Source organism: Cupriavidus sp. 01T418, from assembly GCF_056398885.1.
Map to the genome: position 1 here is coordinate 39299 of NZ_JBFTQG010000040.1, position 20256 is coordinate 59554.

At 67.8% G+C, this 20256-nt stretch carries 15 protein-coding genes; 9 read left to right on the forward strand and 6 right to left on the reverse strand.

Annotation, left to right across the window (positions count from 1 at the left end; all coding sequences use genetic code 11):
* The first annotated feature begins 53 nt into the window (after positions 1–53).
* Complete coding sequence (locus AC1DQ3_RS28010; RefSeq protein WP_477123413.1) at positions 54–476, forward strand: hypothetical protein; 423 nt, start codon at positions 54–56, stop codon at positions 474–476.
* 49 nt (positions 477–525) lie between these two features.
* Here AC1DQ3_RS28010 and AC1DQ3_RS28015 read toward each other — a convergent pair whose 3' ends face one another.
* Positions 526–954 carry a TOBE domain-containing protein gene (locus AC1DQ3_RS28015; protein ID WP_477123414.1) on the reverse strand — a complete coding sequence of 143 codons (429 nt, stop codon included), beginning with the start codon at positions 952–954 and terminating at the stop codon, positions 526–528.
* Between the two features lie 131 nt (positions 955–1085).
* A complete protein-coding gene (locus AC1DQ3_RS28020; RefSeq protein WP_477123415.1) occupies positions 1086–1526 on the reverse strand; it encodes a DoxX family protein in 441 nt (146 codons plus the stop codon).
* Between the two features lie 211 nt (positions 1527–1737).
* On the opposite strand from AC1DQ3_RS28020, the gene AC1DQ3_RS28025 reads away from it, so the two are divergent.
* A complete protein-coding gene (locus AC1DQ3_RS28025) occupies positions 1738–2637 on the forward strand; it encodes a LysR family transcriptional regulator (protein WP_477123416.1) in 900 nt (299 codons plus the stop codon).
* 26 nt (positions 2638–2663) lie between these two features.
* Here the strand turns inward: AC1DQ3_RS28025 and AC1DQ3_RS28030 are convergent, their stop codons facing one another.
* Positions 2664–4169 (reverse strand): sensor histidine kinase, encoded by a 1506-nt coding sequence (locus AC1DQ3_RS28030; RefSeq protein ID WP_477123417.1) that lies wholly within the window; start codon positions 4167–4169, stop codon positions 2664–2666.
* Positions 4166–4897 carry a response regulator transcription factor gene (locus tag AC1DQ3_RS28035; protein ID WP_477123418.1) on the reverse strand — a complete coding sequence of 244 codons (732 nt, stop codon included), beginning with the start codon at positions 4895–4897 and terminating at the stop codon, positions 4166–4168. The genes AC1DQ3_RS28030 and AC1DQ3_RS28035 overlap by 4 nt, the downstream gene beginning before the upstream one ends.
* 329 nt (positions 4898–5226) lie before the next feature.
* On the opposite strand from AC1DQ3_RS28035, the gene msrB reads away from it, so the two are divergent.
* The 5 genes from msrB (at position 5227) to AC1DQ3_RS28060 (ending at position 11660) form a co-directional block, all read left to right on the forward strand.
* Positions 5227–5739 (forward strand): peptide-methionine (R)-S-oxide reductase MsrB, encoded by a 513-nt coding sequence (msrB, locus tag AC1DQ3_RS28040; RefSeq protein ID WP_477123419.1) that lies wholly within the window; start codon positions 5227–5229, stop codon positions 5737–5739.
* Positions 5740–5777: 38 nt separating this feature from the next.
* A complete protein-coding gene (locus AC1DQ3_RS28045; protein ID WP_477123420.1) occupies positions 5778–7559 on the forward strand; it encodes a cytochrome c biogenesis protein DipZ in 1782 nt (593 codons plus the stop codon).
* A 58-nt stretch (positions 7560–7617) separates the two neighbouring features.
* The gene (gene msrA / locus AC1DQ3_RS28050; RefSeq protein ID WP_477123421.1) at positions 7618–8358 is read left to right on the forward strand and encodes a peptide-methionine (S)-S-oxide reductase MsrA; all 741 of its coding nucleotides are present in this window, start codon (positions 7618–7620) and stop codon (positions 8356–8358) included.
* Between the two features lie 396 nt (positions 8359–8754).
* Positions 8755–9138 (forward strand): DUF2946 family protein, encoded by a 384-nt coding sequence (locus tag AC1DQ3_RS28055; RefSeq protein WP_477123422.1) that lies wholly within the window; start codon positions 8755–8757, stop codon positions 9136–9138.
* An 89-nt stretch (positions 9139–9227) separates the two neighbouring features.
* Positions 9228–11660: a TonB-dependent receptor gene (locus AC1DQ3_RS28060; RefSeq protein WP_477123423.1), complete on the forward strand. Its 2433-nt coding sequence runs from the start codon at positions 9228–9230 to the stop codon at positions 11658–11660.
* Positions 11661–11732: 72 nt separating this feature from the next.
* Here AC1DQ3_RS28060 and AC1DQ3_RS28065 read toward each other — a convergent pair whose 3' ends face one another.
* Positions 11733–17210, reverse strand: a complete 5478-nt coding sequence (locus tag AC1DQ3_RS28065; RefSeq protein ID WP_477123424.1) for an AAA domain-containing protein — start codon at positions 17208–17210, stop codon at positions 11733–11735.
* Positions 17207–18400: a M48 family metalloprotease gene (locus AC1DQ3_RS28070; RefSeq protein ID WP_477123425.1), complete on the reverse strand. Its 1194-nt coding sequence runs from the start codon at positions 18398–18400 to the stop codon at positions 17207–17209. Before AC1DQ3_RS28070 ends, AC1DQ3_RS28065 begins: the two co-directional genes overlap by 4 nt.
* Before the next feature lie 114 nt (positions 18401–18514).
* Here AC1DQ3_RS28070 and AC1DQ3_RS28075 point away from each other — a divergent pair, with 114 nt between their 5' ends.
* Together AC1DQ3_RS28075 and AC1DQ3_RS28080 are read left to right on the forward strand one after the other, a co-directional pair.
* Positions 18515–19507: a Vgb family protein gene (locus AC1DQ3_RS28075; protein ID WP_477123426.1), complete on the forward strand. Its 993-nt coding sequence runs from the start codon at positions 18515–18517 to the stop codon at positions 19505–19507.
* A gap of 322 nt (positions 19508–19829) precedes the next feature.
* Positions 19830–20093, forward strand: coding sequence for a hypothetical protein (locus AC1DQ3_RS28080; RefSeq protein ID WP_477123427.1), 264 nt, complete (start codon positions 19830–19832; stop codon positions 20091–20093).
* The last annotated feature ends 163 nt before the right edge of the window (positions 20094–20256 follow it).

Consider the following 20256-nt stretch of genomic DNA (forward strand, 5'->3'; position numbering starts at 1 on the left):
CGCTTATGCTTATGCTTACGCTTACACAAGCCAGTAAAGAAAGGGGTACATCCATGAGTTCCACGATCGAAGCACTATTCCCGAAGCACGAAGGCGCCCCCGACTGCATCGTCACCGCGCTCAACCATCAGGAGATCGTCGTCGCCTTGTCGGCGCTGGTGTCGGAGCAGCGCATCGCCGTCCTGCATATGCTGTACCCGCGCACCGACGCGCGCACGCATCGCAGCCTCGACGTGCTGGTCAGTACGCTGCACGGCCACGGCCTGCACCAGGTCGCTACGCTGATCGAGCAGGAGGCCCACTATCTCGTGTTCAGGGACCCGGCAAAGGCATGGAAGGCGTTCCAGGAGATTCGCAACGACTCGCTGGCGATCGGGGTTCATCTGTACTACAAGGGGCGCACCGGGGACGATGCGGAAAAGTCGCTGGACGCGGATGCGCATCCGAAGGTCGATACGCCCGCGCGGCGTTCCTGAACGGATCGCCGCCGGCTTCGGCGGCGGATCCCGGCGCAGCAGGCTCCGCTCAGGCCCGGGTGGCCAGCAGGACGCTGGAGGCCTTGAAGATGGCAACGGCCGCGCCGCCTTGCACCAGCCCCAGGCTGGTCACGCTGTCGTTGGTGATGATGGCCACGATCTCGCCGCCCTGCTTCAGGTCGATGGACACCTCCACATTGACCGCGCCGATCTTGATGCCCGACACCGTGCCCGCGAGCTGGTTGCGGGCGGAGAGCAGCATGCCCGGATCGGCCACGCCCACGATCACGGACGACGCCTTGATCAGCGCAAGGGCCTCCTTGCCAACGGCAAGACCGAGACGCTTGGTGCTGTCGCTTGTGATGGTGGCCACGATCCTCGCGCCGCCGGCGATCTCGAGTTCGATCTCGTCGTTGACCGCGCCCTTTTGGATCGCGGTCACTTTGCCGCTCAGCTGGTTTCTTGCGCTGGTTTTCATCTCTTCCCTCACCCTGCCGTGTCGGCGGCCATCGCCCGGCTGATCATACCGCGTTCACAACCGGCGGCAAGGGATACGCGCAGTCCCTGACGCCTGGCGGCGTCTTGTGGACCTACCGGGACCGGTCAGGCTCACGCATTGCCGCGCCGCGCATCGAGGCTGAAACGCCCGGCGCCGTAGACCACGACCTGCAGCAGGCCGCCGGCCATCGCGATGTTCTTGAAGAAGTGGATGAACTGGTTCTGGTCCGCCAGGTTGGCATGGAAGGCCAGCGCCGTCGCTACGCTGAACACGGCGAGCACGGCCGCCACGAGGCGAGTGCGGTATCCCAGGACCAGCGCGAGGCCGCCCGCCACTTCCACGACGATGGCAATGGCCAGCGCCGCCTGCGGAAGCGGCAGGCCTACCGACTGGATGTAGCCGATCATGGCTGCGGGAGCGGCAAGCTTGGACGCCCCGGAGAGCAGGAAGATGGTGCTGATGAGGACACGGCCGAGCAGCGTCAGGCCCGCCGCGGCGGGTGACTCGGAAAGGCTGCGAACCTGGGCGTTAAGTGGTGCGGCTTGCGACATGGGAGTTCTCCATTCGATGCGGCCACACCACCATGGCGGGCCAGTTGATACATGGTTGAAATGTCTTCGAAATCGGGTGCTGCGGTATGCACTTGGCTTGCCGTGGCATCCTTTACATTGCAACGCACAACCGATGGATGGAATGTAGGCGGATTTCTAGATCCGTGAAACTGGGATAATATGGATCGAAACGTTCGAAAATATCGATAAGATGATCAATCCCGGTACGCCGACGCTGGATCAACTGAAGGTTTTCCTGACTGTGGTGGAGGTGGGCAGCTTTGCCGGCGCGGCACGCAAGCTGAGCCGGGCGACCTCGGTCATCAGCTATACGATCGCCAACCTGGAGAACCAGCTCGGCGTGGCGCTGTTCGACCGCAGGACCACGAAAAAGCCGCAGCTGACAGAGGCGGGCCGCACCGTGCTGGCCGAGGCACGAACGGTCTATATGGGCATCGACGGCTTGCGCGCGAAGGTAAAAGGGCTGCTGCAGGGCCTGGAGGCCGAGATCCACCTCGCGCTGGACGTGATGCTGCCCGCGGCGCGCGTGGTGGATGCGTTGAAGGGCTTCCGCGAGGCGTTCCCTACGGTAGCGCTTCACTTGCGCATAGAGTCGTTTGGCGCGGTGACGCAGATGGTGCTGGACGGCAAGGCAAATATCGGCGTCAGCGGGCCGCTCGGCGCCGGCGGGACGGAGATCGATCGTATCCGGATCGGCAGCGTGATGCTGCGCCCGGTGGCGGCCCCGGACCACCCGCTCGCCACCGGCAATCCGAATCCACCAGGCGCCGGGCGGCACCATGTGCAGCTGGTGCTATCGGACCGATCGACACTGACGCGCAATATGGATTTCGCGGTCGTCAGCCCGCATACGTGGCGGCTGGCGGATCTGGGCTCCAAGCATATGCTGCTGCGTGAAGGCATCGGCTGGGGCAATATGCCGGTGCCCATGGTGCAGGAGGATCTCGATTCGGGCCGCCTGGTGCTGCTCGACCTGCCCGACTATCGGGGCAATTTCTACCCCTTCGAGGCGATCTATCGGGCCGACTCGCCACCCGGCCCCGCCGCCTCGTGGCTGATCGCCCGCTTCGCCGGCCAGGCCCGGGACTGAGACGTCCCGCGTCCCGCTTCTAGCCTCTAGCGGGCATTGCCAGCCCCGCCGCCGGACGCCGGCAGCTCGAAGCAAAACACCGTGCCTTTGCCTGCCCGCTCCACCAGCCGGATCTGGCTGTGATGCAGTTGCAGCATGCGCTGGACGATCAGCAAACCCAGCCCGCCGCCGCGATGGGCGCCGCCGGCACTGAATGGCCGCTGGAACAGGCTGTCGCGCAGTTCCGGCGCAATGCCCGACCCGGTATCGCTGACGGTGACCGCCACCTTGCCCTCGCGCAGGGCCAGGTCGACATCGATGGCGCCTTCGGCGGGCGTATGGCGGATGGCATTGTCGAGCAGGTTGGTCAGCACGCGCTCGATCATGCCGAGGTCGGCCCTGACGGCGGGCAGGCGCTGCGGGATGCCGGCGCGCAGCCGCAGATGCCGCGCTTCGGCCGGCAGCTCGAACTTCTGGAAGACGTCCTGCAGCAGGTCCACCAATGAAAAATCCTCCAGCGCCGGCTGTACGATGCCGTGCTCGAGCCGGGCCAGTTCGAACAGCGATTGCGCCAGGCGGCCCACCTTGAGGCTTTGCGCCAGCGCGATGGCCAGATAGCGCTTGCGCTCGGGTTCGCTGAGCGTGTCGGCCTTGAGCGAGAGCGTCTCCAGGTAGCCGTGCAGCGAGGTCAGCGGCGTGCGCAGGTCGTGGGAGATATTGGCGACGAGTTCGCGCCGCTCCTGGTCCTGCTTGGTCAGCGCGCGCCATTGCTCGGCGATGCGGTCCGCCATCTGCGCGAAGGCGGCCTCCAGCGCGGCGATTTCATCGCGCGCATTGGCGCACGGCGAGCGCGGCACGCGCGGCGGCGCCGGCGGCGCGGCGTCGGCATCGAAGCGGCGCATCGCCTCGGTGAGCCGGCGCAGCGGGCGGGTGATCAGCCCGAATGCCGTCAAGCCGGCGACCAAACCCAGCAGCGCCACCAGCCCCATCGACCACAGCGTGGTGCGCAGCACCGAGTTGGCAGAAGCCCGCGCCGCCAGTTCGTCATGCGCCTCGCCCAGCAGTACCACGTAGATATAGCCGGAGGGCTCGCCACCGCCGACGCGCAGCGGCGCGGCACTGAACACCTTGCGCCCGCCGGCGCTGCGCGGGTCGTCCCCGAGGATGGGCAGCGGCTCGCCGGCCAGCAGGCGCCGCACCGGCTTGAGGTCCACCTGCGCGCGCAGCAGATGGCCCGCCGGCGCATCGTGTCCCTGGATCCTTCCCTGGCTGTCCAGCAGGTACACCTCCACGCTCGGGTTCACCACCATCAACTGGCCGAACAAGCGGCGCAGGGCATCCGGCTTCAGTCCGTTGGCGTCCATCAGCGACGCATTGCGCGCGATGTGTCCGGCAAGATCGCGCGACAGGTCCTGAATGACCTCTTTCTCGCGCATGTCGTTCGAGCGCACCTGCAGCCACGCGGAGGCGCCGCAGCAAGCCAGCAGCAGCACGGAAAACACCAGCGACAGGCGCTGTGTCAGCGTGAGGCGACGGCCGAGGTTCAGGCTCACGGCGCATCCCCCTGCGTTGCCGAAGGTCCCGCCGCGAACTTGTAGCCATGTCCCCAGACGGTCAGGATGCGGCTGGGTTGCGCCGGGTCGGCTTCGATCTTGGTGCGCAGCCGGTTGATATGGGTGTTCACCGTATGTTCGTAGCCCTCGTGCTGGTAGCCCCAGACGGCGTTCAGCAGGTCCATGCGCGAGAACACCTTGCCCGGATGCCGGGCGAAGAAATACAGCAGGTCGAACTCGCGCGGCGTGAGTTCGATGCGCCGGCCTTCCACCGTCGCCTCGCGCGTGAGCGGATCGATCGACAGGCCGCCGAGTTCCAGGCTGCCCGCATCGATCCGCAGGTCCTTTGCCATCGCATCGACCCGCCGCAGCAACGCCTTCACGCGGGCCACCAGTTCGAGCACCGAGAAGGGCTTGGCGAGGTAGTCGTCGGCGCCGAGTTCCAGGCCAAGGATGCGGTGCACCTCGCTCGAACGCGCACTGGTAATGATGATCGGCGTGTAGCGCGCCATGGCGCGGGCACGCCGGCAGATCTCCAGGCCATCCACGCCGGGCAGCATCAGGTCCAGGATCAGCGCATCCCAGTTGCCCTGCTCCAGCAGGCGCAAGCCCTCGTTGCCGTCGGCGCTGTGCACGACGTCATAGCGCTCGTCGCGCAGGTGCAGGCTCAAGATATTGGCGATGTCGACGTCGTCTTCGACGATCAGGATGCGCTTGGGGTGATCCACTTGGGTGATCCGCTTGGGTGATCCGCTTGGGTGATCCGCTTGGGTGATCCGCTTGGGTGATCCGCTTGGGTGATCCGCTTGGGTGATCCGCTTCGGGTGATCCGGTTCGGGCCCTGGAGCGCGAGCCGGCTCGCCCATGACAGGACAGGCACGGAAAGTGCGCCGGCCTGGCTATTGTGCAAAATTTCGAGCCCTTCAGTTATCACATTTAATTTAACCTTTCGTGAGGACTCCGGGATCGCGCCAGGCCTACGATGCGCCCAACGATGTGGCCAGCGATCAGCAACGGCGGGCCGCAACGATCGCTCAATCAAGGCCAGGAGCACATCATGGGAAGCAGAAGGCGCTTTTTGGTATCGGGTGGTGCCGCCGTGGCGGCACTGGCTGCCGTCAGCGGCTGGCGCGCGCTCGCCGCCGCGCAGCCGGGCGCGGGCAAGCCCGCTGAAACCTTCGAAGTGGTCCGCACGGACGCACAGTGGCGCCAGATGCTCACGCCGTCCCAGTACAACGTGCTGCGGGAGGAAGGCACGGAGCGGCCCTACAGCAGCCCGCTGAACGACGAACATCGTGCCGGCATCTTCGCCTGCGCGGGGTGCCAGCTCGATCTGTTCTCGTCGCGCACGAAGTTCGACAGCCACACCGGCTGGCCCAGCTTCTGGGCGCCGCTGGACAACGCGGTCGGCACGCACACGGACCGCTCCTTCGGCATGTCGCGCACGGAGGTGCACTGCCGCCGCTGCGGCGGCCACCTGGGCCATGTGTTCGACGACGGTCCCAAGCCGACCGGGCTGCGCTACTGCATGAACGGCCTGGCGATGACGTTCAAGCCGCAGGCGGCTTGAACGGGCATCCGGCCTCCAACTCAAACAGCGACGATTCCATGCTCCTCCTTGTCCTTGCCTATCTGGGCGGTGCGCTCACCATCCTGAGCCCCTGCATCCTGCCCGTCCTGCCCTTCGTGTTCTCGCGGGCCGACCAGCCTTTCGTGCGCAGCGGCCTGCCGTTGCTCGCCGGCATGGCGCTGACCTTCGCGGCGGTGGCCACGCTGGCGGCGGTGGGCGGCGGATGGGTCACCCAGGCCAACCAGTATGGACGCTGGCTGGCGATTGCCCTGCTCGCCGTCTTCGGCCTGACGCTGCTGCTGCCGCGCTTCGCGGACCGGCTGATGCACCCGCTGGTCAGCGCCGGCAGCCGGCTCTCGGCCTTTGCCCAATCCGACGGCCAGCAGGTCCGGCCGGGCTCGTCGTTCCTCCTGGGCATCGCCACCGGCTTGCTGTGGGCGCCGTGCGCCGGCCCGATCCTTGGCCTGGTGCTCACCGGGGCCGCGCTGCGCGGCGCCAGCGTGGGCACCACGCTGCTGCTGGCCGCCTATGCGGCCGGCGCGGCCACGTCGCTGGCCGTGGCCCTGCTGATCGGCGGCCGGGTCTTTACCGCGATGAAGCGCTCGCTGGGCGCGGGGGAATGGGTCCGGCGCGGCATCGGCGCGGCCATGCTGCTCGGCGTGGCCGCCATCGCGCTGGGGCTGGATACCGGCGTGCTGGCGCGTGTATCCACCGTGGCCACGGGTGGCATCGAGCAGCATCTGGTCGACCGCCTGTCGGACAAGCCCGCGGCCGGGCCAGGCCCGGCGATGGCCGCCGAGTCCGGCGCGATGATGCGCACGGTGAATGGCGGCCCGGCACCGCTTCCGGTGGAAGGCCAGTTGCCGGCGCTGACAGGCGCGGTGCAGTGGCTGAACTCTCCCCCGCTCACCGCCGAGGGATTGCGCGGCAAGGTGGTGCTGGTGGATTTCTGGACCTACTCTTGCATCAACTGCCTGCGCACCTTGCCATACGTGAAGGCGTGGGCCGAGAAGTACCGCGACCAGGGGCTGGTGGTGATTGGCGTGCACGCGCCGGAGTTCGCCTTCGAGCGCAATCTCGATAACGTGAAGAAGGCCGCGCGCGACCTGGGCATCGACTACCCCGTCGCGGTCGACAACAACTACGCGATCTGGCGCGCCTTCAACAACCAGTACTGGCCGGCGCACTATTTCATCGACGCGCAGGGGCAGATCCGCTTCCACCATTTTGGCGAGGGCGAGTACGCGAAGTCCGAGCAGGTGATCCAGCAACTGCTGGCGGAAACCGGCCACGCCGGCGCCGCGAAGGTGGCCACGGGCCTGGGCACCGCCGGCGCGCAAGGCGTGCAGATGGCCGCCGACGACACGGATATGCAGTCCGGCGAAACGTATCTCGGCTACGAACGGGCGGAGAATTTCGGGTCGCCGGGCGGCCAGGCGCACGACAAGGTGCACACTTACACAGCGCCCCCGCAACCGGCGCTCAATGACTGGGGCCTGGCCGGCACATGGAAGATCGACGGCGAGCACGCGACGCTGGCGGGCGCGTCCGGACGCATCGTCTACCGCTTCCATGCGCGCGATCTGCACCTGGTGCTGGGGCCGGGCAAGGATGGCAAGCCGGTGCGTTTCCGCGTCAGCATCGACGGTGCCGCGCCGGGCGACGCGCGCGGCACCGACGTGGCGGCGGACGGCAGCGGCACGGTCACGGAGCAGCGGTTGTATCAACTGGTGCGGCAAACGGGCAAGGTCGCCGACCGCACCTTCGCCATCGAATTCCTGGACGCGGGCGTCGACGCCTATGCGTTCACCTTCGGCTGACCCACGCGGCAGCAACGCGATTCAAAGCACTGCAAGACGCAATCAAGGACTGGCAATCATGAACACGAACTCTTCAAGCGGCTCTTCCTCCTGGACGCGCTCGTCCACCGCCAAACTCGCCGGCCTCATCATGCTGGCCGCCGGCCTGCTGGCCTGGCAGCGCGTGGCGAACTCCGCCGAGGACGCCGTCAGGATCCCCCCGCCCGCGCTGGATGAAAAAGCCTCCTCCGCCCAGACCGAGACCGCTGTGTTCGCGGGCGGCTGCTTCTGGGGCGTGCAGGGCGTGTTCCAGCACGTGCGTGGCGTGAAGCAGGTGACGTCGGGCTACGCTGGCGGCGCGGCGGGCACGGCGCAGTACGAGACCGTCAGCGGCGGCAACACCGGCCACGCGGAATCGGTGCAGGTCACGTTCGACCCGACGCAGGTCACCTACGGCAAGCTGCTGCAGGTGTTTTTCTCGGTCGCGCACAATCCCACCCAGCTCAACTACCAGGGCCCGGACCACGGCACGCAGTACCGCTCGGCGATCTTCCCGCTCACCGCCGAGCAGCGCAACATAGCGCAGGCGTATATCGCGCAGCTGGGCAAGGCCAATGCGTTCAAGGCGCCGATCGTCACCCGCATCGAGGACTACAAGGCCTTCTATCCGGCGGAGAGCTATCACCAGAATTTCCTGACCAACCATCCCTCGCACGCGTATATCGTCATCAACGACCTGCCCAAGATCGGCTACCTGAAGCAGATGTTCCCGGACTTGTATCGCAACGATCCGGTGCTGCTGAAGGTGGCAGGCGCGTAATGACGTAATGGAGTAATGACGTATTGATGTAATGACGAGCGCCGGAGCCGTTTGAAATGACAACGGCCGACGCTCCCTCTCCCCTCAAAGGCAGCAGATCGCGGGTAGGGCACCTGACCCTACGCCTGGGCCACGTCCAGATTTCGCCACGTCAAATACGTGGCGAACCGCACACAGCGCAGCCAAATGCGCCGCAATGGGTACTAAGCTGACAAGGTGCAAGGGCGCCGGCCACACCCGATGCCTTTTAGTGCACATGTCATGCCAATGGCGGCCGGTGCGGCTTCGTGTCGCACCCCGATCCAATGGAATCTGGCGCACTGCGTGCTTGCAGGCGGCGACGCGCCACTATAATCGGCCACCCATCTAATCAGCCACCCAACGTCTCCCTGCCCTATGTCCTTCACCCGTCGGCTCGTCCTATGGCTCGCGCTGCTCGGCATGGCGCTGCATGCGCCATGGCTGCAGATGGCCCATGGGCAGACGGACGGGCAGATGACGGACATGACGATCTGCAGCGCAAGCGGCATGCGCGTTGTTCCGATCGACAATCACACGTCCCTCCCCCAGGACGCACCCGGCACCCCCCACAGTCTTGGCGCTGCCCTCTGCTGCGTGGTCTGCGCGGATCTTGGCAACGCCAATGCGTTGCCGCATGTACCGTTCGTCTTTCTCCCTCACCTCGCCCGGCTTGGCCTGGTGCGGCCGGCATTGCAGCGCAATGCCTACCAGCCTCCGGGCATCCTGCGCGCGACGGCGCGGGCGCCACCCTCGGCATGATCGCTTTCGCCTGATCGCCCGCGCGCTCCCTGGGCGCGCGTCCATGCCACGGGCGGGCTACCGGTCCGCCCCGTCTTGCCCGGAATGCCATGCATCCAAATCTTCGCGCCGGCATCGCAGGCGCTGCGTTGCCGTCTCCCGCGTTTGCGTTCGCCTTCGCCAGTTGCGGCTGCACCTTGCTGTCGGCTGCCATCCTGGGGGCCGGCAGCGCCCATGCCCAAACGAGCGGCGCGGCGTCAGCCCTGGCGTCAGACCAGGGCGCGCCGGCCGAACGGAGCCTGCCCGCCGTCCAGGTCACCGAAGCCCGCTCCTTTGCCGAGAAGAACCAGTTGCCGCAAACGACCGAAAGCATCACGGCGCAGCGGGCGTCCGAGACCATCAACGTCATGGGCACGGAAGACATGCTCAAGTACCTGCCGGACGTGCTGGTGCGCAAGCGCTTTATCGGCGACACCCAGTCGCCGATGGCCACGCGCACGACAGGCATCAATGCCAGCGCGCGCAGCCTGATCTACGCCGACGGCGTCCTGCTCTCGACCCTGATCAACAACAATAACGGCAACGGATCGCCGCAGTGGTTCATGGTGGCGCCGCAGCAGGTCGATCGCATCGACGTGATGTACGGCCCGTTCTCCGCTGCCTACCCCGGCAACTCGTACGGCGCCGTGACGGAAATCACCACGCGCATGCCGAAGGCCTTCGAGGGCAGCCTGGAAGTCACGGGCGCCGTGCAGCATTTCGGCAAATACGGCACCAGCGACAACGAGCCGGCCCAGCAGTACAGCGCGACGCTGGGCGACCGCGTGGGCAAGCTGTCGTGGTGGTTCAATGCCAGCCATCTCAACAGCTTCAGCCAGCCGCTCAGCTTCGGCACGATCAGCCAGTCGACGACCCCGGCCGGCGCCGGTCTGCCGGTAATCGCCGGCGCAATCGCGGATCGCAACCGCACGGGCGGCGCGATCCAGGTCATCGGTGCGGGCAACTTCATCCACACCTTGCAGGACAACGCCGCCCTCAAGCTGGCCTACGACTTCACGCCGACGCTGAGCGCCGTCTACACGCTGGGCTACTGGCAGAACGACTCCAAGGCAAGCGCCCAGACCTACCTGAGCACCGCCGCCGGCACGCCGTTCTATGGCGCCCAGAGCGGCAGCGTCAACATCGGCGGGTTCGCGTACAGCGCCAGCACCATCGCCGGCCAGTTCTCGAGCAACAACATCGAGCAGCAACACCTGATGCAGAGCCTGCAGGTGGCAACCCGGACGAAGGGCCTGTTCGACTGGGAGATGGTCCTGAGCAACCTCTACTATCTGCGCGACCTGAACCGACTGTCCACCGGACTCTATCCGGGCGCCCTGAGCGGCGGGCCCGGCCGCGCCACCGACATGAGCGGGACAGGATGGTCGACGGTCGACCTCAAGGGCACCTGGCGGCCGCAGGGCGTGGCGGGGGCGAACATTGTCAGCTTTGGCGCGCACTACGATCAGTTCAAGCTCGTCAGTCCCACGTACACGACGGCGAACTGGACATCCGGCAGCAGTGGCCCGCTGTTCAGCAATTCGCTTGGCAAGACACAGACCAGCGCGCTGTGGCTGCAGGACGTCTGGCGCGTGGTGCCCGCCGTGCAGGCCACGCTGGGCGGCCGCTACGAATGGTGGCGCGCGTATGACGGCTTTAATTTCTCGACCGGCAGCAATGGCGTGGGCGTGCCGATCAACCAGCCCGGCGTGGACAAATCGGCCTTCTCTCCCAAGGCGTCGGTCAACTGGGACGCGACCGAGACCTGGTCGGTCACCGGCTCGTTCGGCAAGGCGTATCGGTTCCCCACCGTCGGCGAGCTGTATCAGTCTGTCCAGACCGGCACGACCTTTGTCCAGGCGAATCCCTTCCTGCAGCCGGAGCGTGTCATGTCCGGCGAACTGGCCGTCGAGCACCATACCAGCGACGGCAAGATGCGTCTCTCGGTATTCAACGAGTACGTGTCGAACGCCTTGATCTCGCAAACGTCGACGATCGCCGGCTTTGCCACGCCGGTTTCCTTTACGCAGAACGTGGGCAAGACGCGCCAGGTCGGCGTGGAACTGGCAGGCCGGCAGGACAACGTGCTGATCCACGGCCTGTCGGTCTCCGGCAACGTGACTTACGTCGATTCACGCATCCTGTCCAACGACAGCTACGTCCCCACCATCCCGGGTGCGACATCGGTCGGCAAGCGCGTGCCGTACGTGCCGACGTGGCGCAGCACCATGGCGGTGACGTACCAGCCGGACAACAAGTGGGCCTATACGCTGGCGGCGCGCTACAGCAGCCGCGTGTATGCGACGGTCGATAACACGGACATCAACCCCGCTACCTATCAGGGCTTCGAGAGCTTCTTCGTCATGGATGCGCGCGTGCGCTACCAGCTCGACAAGCACTGGAGCGGCGCGCTGGGCGTCGATAACCTCAACAATCGCAAGTACTTCCTGTTCCACCCGTTCCCGCAGCGTACGTTCTACCTGACGGTGAAGTACACGCTGTAGGCAACAGCGGCAGCGGCATTGGCGTTGGCCATCGGCGCGGGCCGCCCGCCTGGCCGATGCGGGCACTCCCTGCTACGCCTCCACGTAGCCTTTGCGCAGCTTCTCCGCCACCAGCTTGTCCAGCTCGCGACGGGCCCGCTCGGTGCTGTCGAATGCCTTCAGATTGGTCTGCCCGCTGCTGCCGATACGGCCAAAGCTGACGCTCAGCTCGGCACCGCGCAGGCTGGCGCGCCAGAACTTGCGTGAACTGCCCTGCTCGAAGCGCAGCGCCCGCACCAGTTCCGTTGGCGCGGCCGAATCCGCAGCCGGCGTCGCTGCCTGCACCAGGACCGGCCGCGGCAACGGCGCCGGCGGCTGCACCACCGCATCCAGCGCGCGGTCCTCGCCATCGGCCAGCATGGCCTCGACGCGGGCCAGTACCGCGTCGGCATCGGCCAGCCAATCCTTGCCGGGAATGTCGAGCACCCGCCAGCCGAAGCTGCGCAGGATGCCGGGGCGGAACACATAGCGCTCGGCGGTGTCCGCCACCGCTTCGGCCGGCGCATCAAGCAGAATCGCCAGCGCGTAGCCCTGCGCCGATGGATCGGCGATGGCCAGGTCGCAGCGGAACTGGGAGCGGCCGACGTTGACGTGCACCTGGTGGCCGCGCGCGCGCAGCGCCTCGGCCAGCGCATCGCGGATGCTGTCGGACGCGGCCTGGCGCGTGAAGGCGTCGCGCGCGCCCGGGTTCAGCGCGCCGAGCACCGCCTGCGCGCGTTCGAACTGGCCGCGCGCGCTGGCTTGCGCGAACTGCAGGAAGGCGCGCAGCGCGGCAGCGCCATCGTTGTGCACATTGGTGATGGCTTCGGACTGGATCGTCGACACCACCGCCATGCGATGGCGCGCGCGGCTGAAGATCACGTTGAGACGTTTCTCGCCGCCGCGCTGGTTGATCGGGCCGAAGTTCATCAGCATCTTGCCGTCGGGCCCGGGCGCGTAGCAGATGCTCAGGATGATCACGTCGCGCTCGTCGCCCTGCACGTTCTCCAGGTTCTTGACGAACAGGCCGTTGAACTGGTCGTCGTCCTCGCGCACGTATTCGCGCTCAAGGCGCATGGCAAAGTCGGCATCCTCGCTCGCCAGCGCCTCCAGCGCCGACTCGATGGCGGTTTGCTGCGCCTCGGAGAAGGCGACGATGCCCAGGCTCAGTCCGGTCTCGCGGCGCAGCAGCTCGCGCACGGTCCGGGCGATGTAGCGCGCCTCGGGCGCGTTGCGCCGGTCGAGGTAGACGCCGTCGCCCAGCCGGTGGAAGCTGACCGGCCGCGCCAGCACCGCATCGGCGCCGGCGATGCCGGCGTCTTCCTGGTCCGAGCGCAGCGGCGCTGCCTCGTCCTCGGCCTGCTCCAGCGCGCGGTCGGGAATGGTGACCAGGCGGCCGTCGTAGAAGGCGGCGTTGGAGAAGCTGATCAGCGCTTCGTGCCGGCTGCGGTAGTGCCATGCCAGCAGCGTGGCGGGCAGGTTGCGCGCGGCCTGGTTGAGCAGGCTGTCCGAGTCGAGGTTGATGGCGATGCGCTCGCCGTCCTCTTCCACCAGGATCTCGTCGTCGCCCTCGGCGCCGCTGGCGGAGAAGAAGCTCGTCGGCGGGAGTTGCATCTCGTCGCCAACCACCACCACCTGGCGCGCCCGGCTCAGCGCAGGCACCGCTTCCTCGGTGGGAATCTGGCTGGCCTCGTCGAATATCACCACATCGAACAGGTCCGGCGACAGCGGCAGCGTGTCGGACACCGACAGCGGGCTCATCAGCCAGATCGGCTTCAGGTCGTTGACGACCATCCCGGTTTCGTCGCCGCTGAGGTCCCGGATCGAGCGGTGGCGCATGCTCTTGCCGAACTCATGTTCCAGTTCGCGGCGGCCGGTGGCATAGCGTTTCTTGAACGCCTTGCCGTTGGCGTCCAGTTGCGTGGCCGACAGTGAGGACTGGCGCAYGTGCTCGGCAAACTGCCGGTGCAGCGTCGCGCGTATCACCTGGGCGTTGAGGGCGAGCAATTCGCGCTGGCCCTGCGCCACGGCGCGCGCGGCCTGCGCCAGCGCCGCGCCGCTGAAGCCCGCCAGCGCGGGGCTCTCGCGTTCCAGCCGGCGCAATGCCTCGTCGGCAACCAGCGCCTCCAGCTGCGCCGGCGCGTGGTCCAGCCACTGCAGCGTGGCGGCGTAGGCGGGATCGGCGGCATGCACGGCGCGCAGCAGCGGCAGCAGGTCGGGCAGGTCATCCAGCGCTTCGCGCAGGTCGCGCAGCAGCTCGGCGATGTCGCCCAGGCGCGTGTCGGCGGCCAGGGTCAGGCCGTCGCGCACGCGCAGGGCCAGCTTGTCCAGCGCCGCGCGCGCGCCCGCTTGCGCACGCGCCGCGGCGGCCGGATCGACGGCCTGGCGCAGATGCGCAACCAGCTCGCGCGGCCCGCCGGCCGACTGCAGGCGCTGTTCGAGTTCGGCCAGCGCGCGCAGGAAGGCCTGCATCTCGCTGACGCCATAGCGCCGGCGGCTGTCGGCATCGGCCGCGCTCAGCGCGGCGCTGGCGGCGTGTTCGGCAACCAGCGCCTCCACCACCCTGGCGTAGCCCGGATGCACGGCATGCTTGCCGAAGTCGTAGCGCCGCTTCAGTTCGCCGCGCAGGCGCCACCAGGCCGGCTGCAGCCAGCGCATCGGCGACGGCGCCAGGCGCCGGACCAGCGCCAGCGCGGATTCCGTGTCGCCGGGGCTGAGCTTGTCGCGCCAGTTCGACGTTGCCGCCTGGGCGGCGGCCAGCGCCTGCGCGCGTGTTTCCAGATCGGCGCGCACCTGGCGCAGCGCGCCATGCGCCGGCGAGGCAGGATCGAGCAGTTCCAGGTGCGCGGCCAGGCCGGTATCGAGCAGCCATTGGCTGTCGGCGGCGATCGCGCGGGCCTGTTCCAGCGCGGTGTCGTGGTCGATCAGGCTGGCGGTGCTGTCGAGCAGCGGGTCCAGCGCCTCGAACAGCGCCTCGGCATCGTTGCACAGTTGCTCGGCGCGGCCGAAAGCGCGCTCGTCGGCCAGCAACGGGGGCGACAGCCGGGCGAAGGCGTGCGCGGCCAGCGCGTCCATGCCGAAGCGCTCGCGCATGGCGCGGTGCACGCGCTGGGTCAGGTCGCGCTGGCGATCCCAACCGGCCAGCGCCGGCAGGCGCTCGCGCATGGCGGGGCCAACCTCGGGCACGATGGGCAGTTCGGCCAGGCGGCGCAGCAGCGCGCGCACGCTCTCGCCCAGCGCCTCGGGCACTGCGGCCATCGCTGATTCGAGTCGGTCAATCTGCCGTTGTTGAACGGCCAGGGCTTCCACCACCAGCGCGCGCCGCGCCTCCAGCGCGTCACCGTCGTGCGGCTGCGCGATCCACTGCTCATAGCAGGCACGCAGATCGGCGATAAAGGCCTTCTTGTCGGTCTGCGAGTCGTGGATCAGCGAGCAGAGCGGATCCAGCCCGCTTTGCTTGAGCCGATGGAACACCACGTCCAGCGCTGCGCGCTTCTCGCATACGAACAGCACGCGCTTGCCACACCCGGCATAGTCGGCAATCAGGTTGGTGATGGTCTGCGACTTGCCGGTACCCGGCGGGCCCTGGATGATGAAGCTGCGCTGGCTGCGCGCCAGGCCGACCGCGGCGTTCTGCGTTGCATCGGACGCCACCACGCTCCACTGTTCGCCCAGCGCCATTGGCGCCGGCGCTTGCGTCTCGACCTCGCGCGGCTCGATCGAGAACACGCGGTCGAAGGCGGGGTTGGGCCCAGGCTCGTCCAGCAGTTGCGCGTAGTCGCGCACCAGCGACATCTTCCTGTAGTTGAAGTTGGCCAGCGTCACCTGGGTCAGGTCCAGGTCCCAGGCATAGCGGTGGCCGTCGGACTCCTGCAGCGCAAAGCCCGTGCGCTCGCCAGCGTCCGCGGCCTCGGCGGCGGGTTGGGTCATGTTCGGCTGGCGCGGACCGGCGCTCGGCGCGGCGCCCGCCTCGAAGCGCTGTGGCAGCTCGCTCGGCCGCACCCAGTGCTCGAACAGCGCCCGCCCCAGCGGCCGGTAATCGTCCTGCGCATAGCTGTACGGCGGCAGCCCGCCGCCGCTTGCGCGCGCGGCGGCCGCGCCCGGCTTGCGGCGCTGGAATTGCTGCATGCGCTGCAGCGCCTTCTGCCGCACCAGCCGCACCGCGGCCTTGTCGACCAGGCGCAGCGCCACCGCCGGTTCGGAGCCGCGGATCTGCGCCAGGATATTGGCATGGATCTCGGCCAGCGAAGTCTTGCCCAGGTCCACCGTCTCGTCCAGGCGGATGTCGTACAGCTGGCTCAGGTGGTGGCGCAGCACCGGGTTGAACTCGGCCTCGCCGCTGGCGCACTGGATCACGTACTGGTCGCGCACGCCCTTGCGCCTGACCAGCTCCACCGGCAGCCACAGCAGCGGCGTCACGATGCGCTCGTCCGGTGCTTCCTTCAGGTTGTGCCAGCGCAGGAATGCCACCGCCAGGCGCAGGTTGCTGAAGCCGAATTCGGCACGGTCGCGGCGGGTTTCGGCGATCAGCCGGTCCAGCGCCGCCGGCAGGTAAGGCTGGTCGTCGAAGCGCAGCCAGCGCTGCAGCGACACCGGCTTGCCGTCCACCAGCTCGGCGGCGAACGGCCCGCCCCAGGTGCAGATGTGCTCCGGCCGCACGCTTTCGATCTGCAGCATCAGCGGCACGCTGGCCACGGTCAGGTTGACGCTGGCCGCGGTGGGACGGAAGTACAGCAGGCGGTTGCGCCGGGACAGGTCGAACAGGCGGTCGCGCAGATGCGCGAGCACCGCACTGCGGCGCGGCGCTGCCCCGCTGGCGCCGGCCAGCGCACGTTCCACGTCCAGGCCGGGCGGCTGCTCGCGCCAGGTGCGCAGCCGCGTGGCCAGCGCGAACAAGCCGGTGGCGCGGTCGTGCCGGTTGACCTCGGTCATCTCCACGATCACCGCAGCCACGATGGGATGCAGCCGTTCGTGCAGCAGGAACAGATTGCGGCGGTGGGCGACGAAGCCGCGCAGATCGTCTTCGTCTGCGAAGTCCGAGCCGCAAGCCAGGCTGGCCAGCACCATGCCGAGCAGGAAGATGTCGCCGATCTCGTCGTGATGGCCGACCAGCAACTCCCAGCTGCCCGGGCCGGGCAGGTACACCGGGCGGTCGATCGGCGCCGTGGGATCCAGTTGCAGCGCCAGGTCCGCTTCCTCGCGGCGCCCGTCGTCGGCGTGGCCGCGTTGCAACGTGCCGACGATGTTCAGGCCCGAAGCGGGATGCGGCTGCACCCGGTGCACCGCGCCGATATCCATGGCCGGCAGCTCGCCGTCCGGCCGGCGCAGGGCGAGCGCACCGTCCCCGCTCACCAGGATGCTGTCGACATCGAGCGAGGCGACCCGGCCTTGCGCGTGCAGCGCGGCGACCTGCTGGAACAGCGGCAGTACCAGCACCAGTACGTCGTCGGTGGGCAGCGCCGCGCCCGCCTGCGCCTCGATCAAGTCGCGCAGGGTACGCGGCGCGTTGTTGGCGATCGTGCTGTCGTTCATGCCTGGGCCTCCTTGGCCAGCTGGCGGTTGTAGCGGTCCAGCTCGCGCTTGCCGAAGCCGGCATCGCGGCGCAGGTTGCGTTGCAGCGCGTCCAGGCTGCCCAGCGCTTGCGCCACCCGTCCCGCGCGCAATAGCGCTGCATCCTGCTGGTCGGGGTCCGCCAGCGCCAGGTCCATCATCAGCGCGTTGAGGTAGCCGCGTATGCCATCGTCGGCCGCCTGCGCGGCGAATGCCTCCGGGCCCACCGCGGGCTCGTCGTCGCGCCAGTCGGGAAACAGCATGCGCAACTGCGCCAGCACGGCCTCGCTCGCCAGCGGCGTGCCGGCCAGGTAGTGGGCAAGAAAGCCGCGCGTCAGCGCCTGCAGCCGCAGCTGGCCCGGCAGGTCCAGCCGCTCCAGCGCCAGTGGGCCGTGCAGCCGGGTCTCTATCCACGGGTCCAGGTCCGCCGCGCCCTCCCACCACAGCGCCAGCGCGCGGGCGCGGATGAAGGTCTCCGGGTGGCTGTGCGCTGCGCTGGCGCCCGCCTCGTGCGACTCGATCTCGGCGGCCTGGCGCAGGTAGGCGGCAGCATCCACGCTGCCCATGCCAGTCTGCACCTTGACCAGCGTCGCCACGGCCGGGGCCACCGCGCCGGCGGCCACCGCGCTGCCCCGGTCGGCGAACARCTCGGTGTGCAAGGCATAGCGCCGGTAGGTCTCGCGATGGCTGCTGCTGGTGCCAGGCGCGGCCAGCGCGTCGTTGAGAATGCGGTCGGCCACCAGGAACTGGCCGTCGTCGCGCGACCACAGCAGGTAATGGGCCAGCTCATGGCCGAACACGGCCAGCAGCTCCGCCTGCGACAAACGCTCCAGCAGCGCCCCCTGCAGGATGATGTGGACCTCGCCGGGCACATAGACCAGCGAGGCGTTCATCTCCTGCCCCGGGGACTGGTAGAGCGTAGCCCGCGCATCCACGCCGAGCCGCGCCATGGCCCGGGCCAGCGCCGCATGCACATCGGCATGCGCCTCGGCATCGATGCGGTAGGTATCGCGCAACAGCATCGAGCGCAGCGCCTCCAGCTGCTCTGCGCGGGTCGTGCGGGCGCTGGCCCAGCGCCAGACCTCGGGCTCGTGACGGCGCAGGTAGTCGACCACCGTTGCGTGATAGGCCAGCGGCATCAGCGCGCCGCGATCCGGGGCATGAGAGTCCATGAAGGGACGTTCCAGGGTTGCGTGGGGCCGATTTTACAGGCGGAAGAAGCGGCGGGCGGCGTTCCGCCGCAGGAGCAAAAACTATAATGAAGCGTCGGCAGGAAGGAGACAGCGATGCGCGCACCCTCTCTCTCATTGGTACTCGCTGCTTGCGTTCTGGCGGGAGCAACCTCACTGAGCTGCGCCCAGGGCGCCGCGTCGGTGCGCGTCCAAAGCTATGCGGTGCCGTCCGGCGCGCATCCCCACGATGTGGCGCCCGCCCCGGACGGTTCGGTGTGGTACACGGCCCAGCCGCTTGGCGAGCTCGGGCGGCTGGATCCGGCGACCGGCAAGACCATGCACATCCCGCTCGGCAGAAACGCCGCGCCGCACGGCGTCATCGTCGGGCCGGACGGCGCGGCCTGGGTCACCGACGGTGGCCAGAACGCCATCCTGCGCGTCGACCCCGCCACGCGCGCCGTGAAACGTTTCCCGCTCCCGCCCGGACACCCGAATGCCAATCTGAACACCGCCGTCTTCGACGCGCAGAGGCACCTGTGGTTTACCGGACAAAATGGCGTCTACGGCGAAGTCGATCCCGACAGCGGCCGCGTACGCATGTTCGATGCGCCTGACGGCGCCGGGCCCTACGGCATCACCGTGACACCTGGCGGCGACATCTATTACGCTTCGCTGGCGGGCAACTATATCGCCCGCATCGACAATGTGACCGGCGCCGCGCACGTCATCGTGCCGCCCACGCCAAGCGCCGGGCCACGCCGCATCTGGTCGGATTCCAAAGGCATCTTGTGGGTCAGCGAATGGACTGCCGGCAAGCTTGGCGCCTACGATCCAGCCACGGCCCGCTGGCGGGAGTGGCGCCTGCCCGGCGACCGCCCTCACGCCTATGCCGTGTATGTCGACGAACGCGACAAGGTGTGGCTGAGCGACTGGGGCGCGAATGCCATCGTGCGCTTCGACCCGCAAACCGGACGCTTCGAATCCTTCACCAGTTCGCGCCCGTACGCCAGCGTCCGGCAAATGCTTGGCCGCGCTGGCGAAGTCTGGGCGGCTGAATCGGGCACTGATCAACTGGTGGTCTATCGCTTCAGCGCCGGGGCGCCGTAATCCCGTCCTCGTTGGTCAGTACGCGATGCGCATAGGCGGCACGCAGCCGTCCCTGAGGCGTTGCCATGGGCTTGCCACTGCCATGTGTGCGCTCCCCAAACAGTAACGCATGAAATGCGTTGGCGCGGGCCCAACACTTTACCTCGCAGATCCCGTCCCCGGGCGCCTGAAAATGCCAGCGTCCAGATAAAACCCTCCTAGTTTTCAAGTACTTATGATTTTTTTTTGCGGCGCGGAGCGTGGCATGGCACGCCCCATGCTCTATACCCTTCGAGCGCAACAACAAGCTGCTCTTCCAACCAAACCCCAAAGGAGACTCACCATGCAATCGACCCTCATGATCAAGGACCTGTCGCTGGACAAGGAACTCGACGGCAAGACCATGTCCGCCGTGCGCGGCGGCAGCGCCTTCTCTGTCGTAGGCGGCAACTCGCAGAACGTTGTCGGCGGCGGCGGCTTCGCCAGCCCGACCACGGGCTTTCAGGTCGGCCCGACCGTGAACACGATCGACGCCAGCTCGCATCTGAACCTGAAGATTCCAACCCTGCAGAATTTCGGCAACGGCACGCAAGTGGCCGTGCTGTAACGCGCTGTAACGCAATACCGGAGCGCCCTTCTGGAGGGTGCTCCCCAACCGAACCCCTTAGGAGACTCACCATGCAATCGACCCTCATGATCAAGGACCTGGCCCTCGACAAAGAACTCGACGGCAAGACCATGTCCGCCGTGCGCGGCGGCAGCGCCTTCTC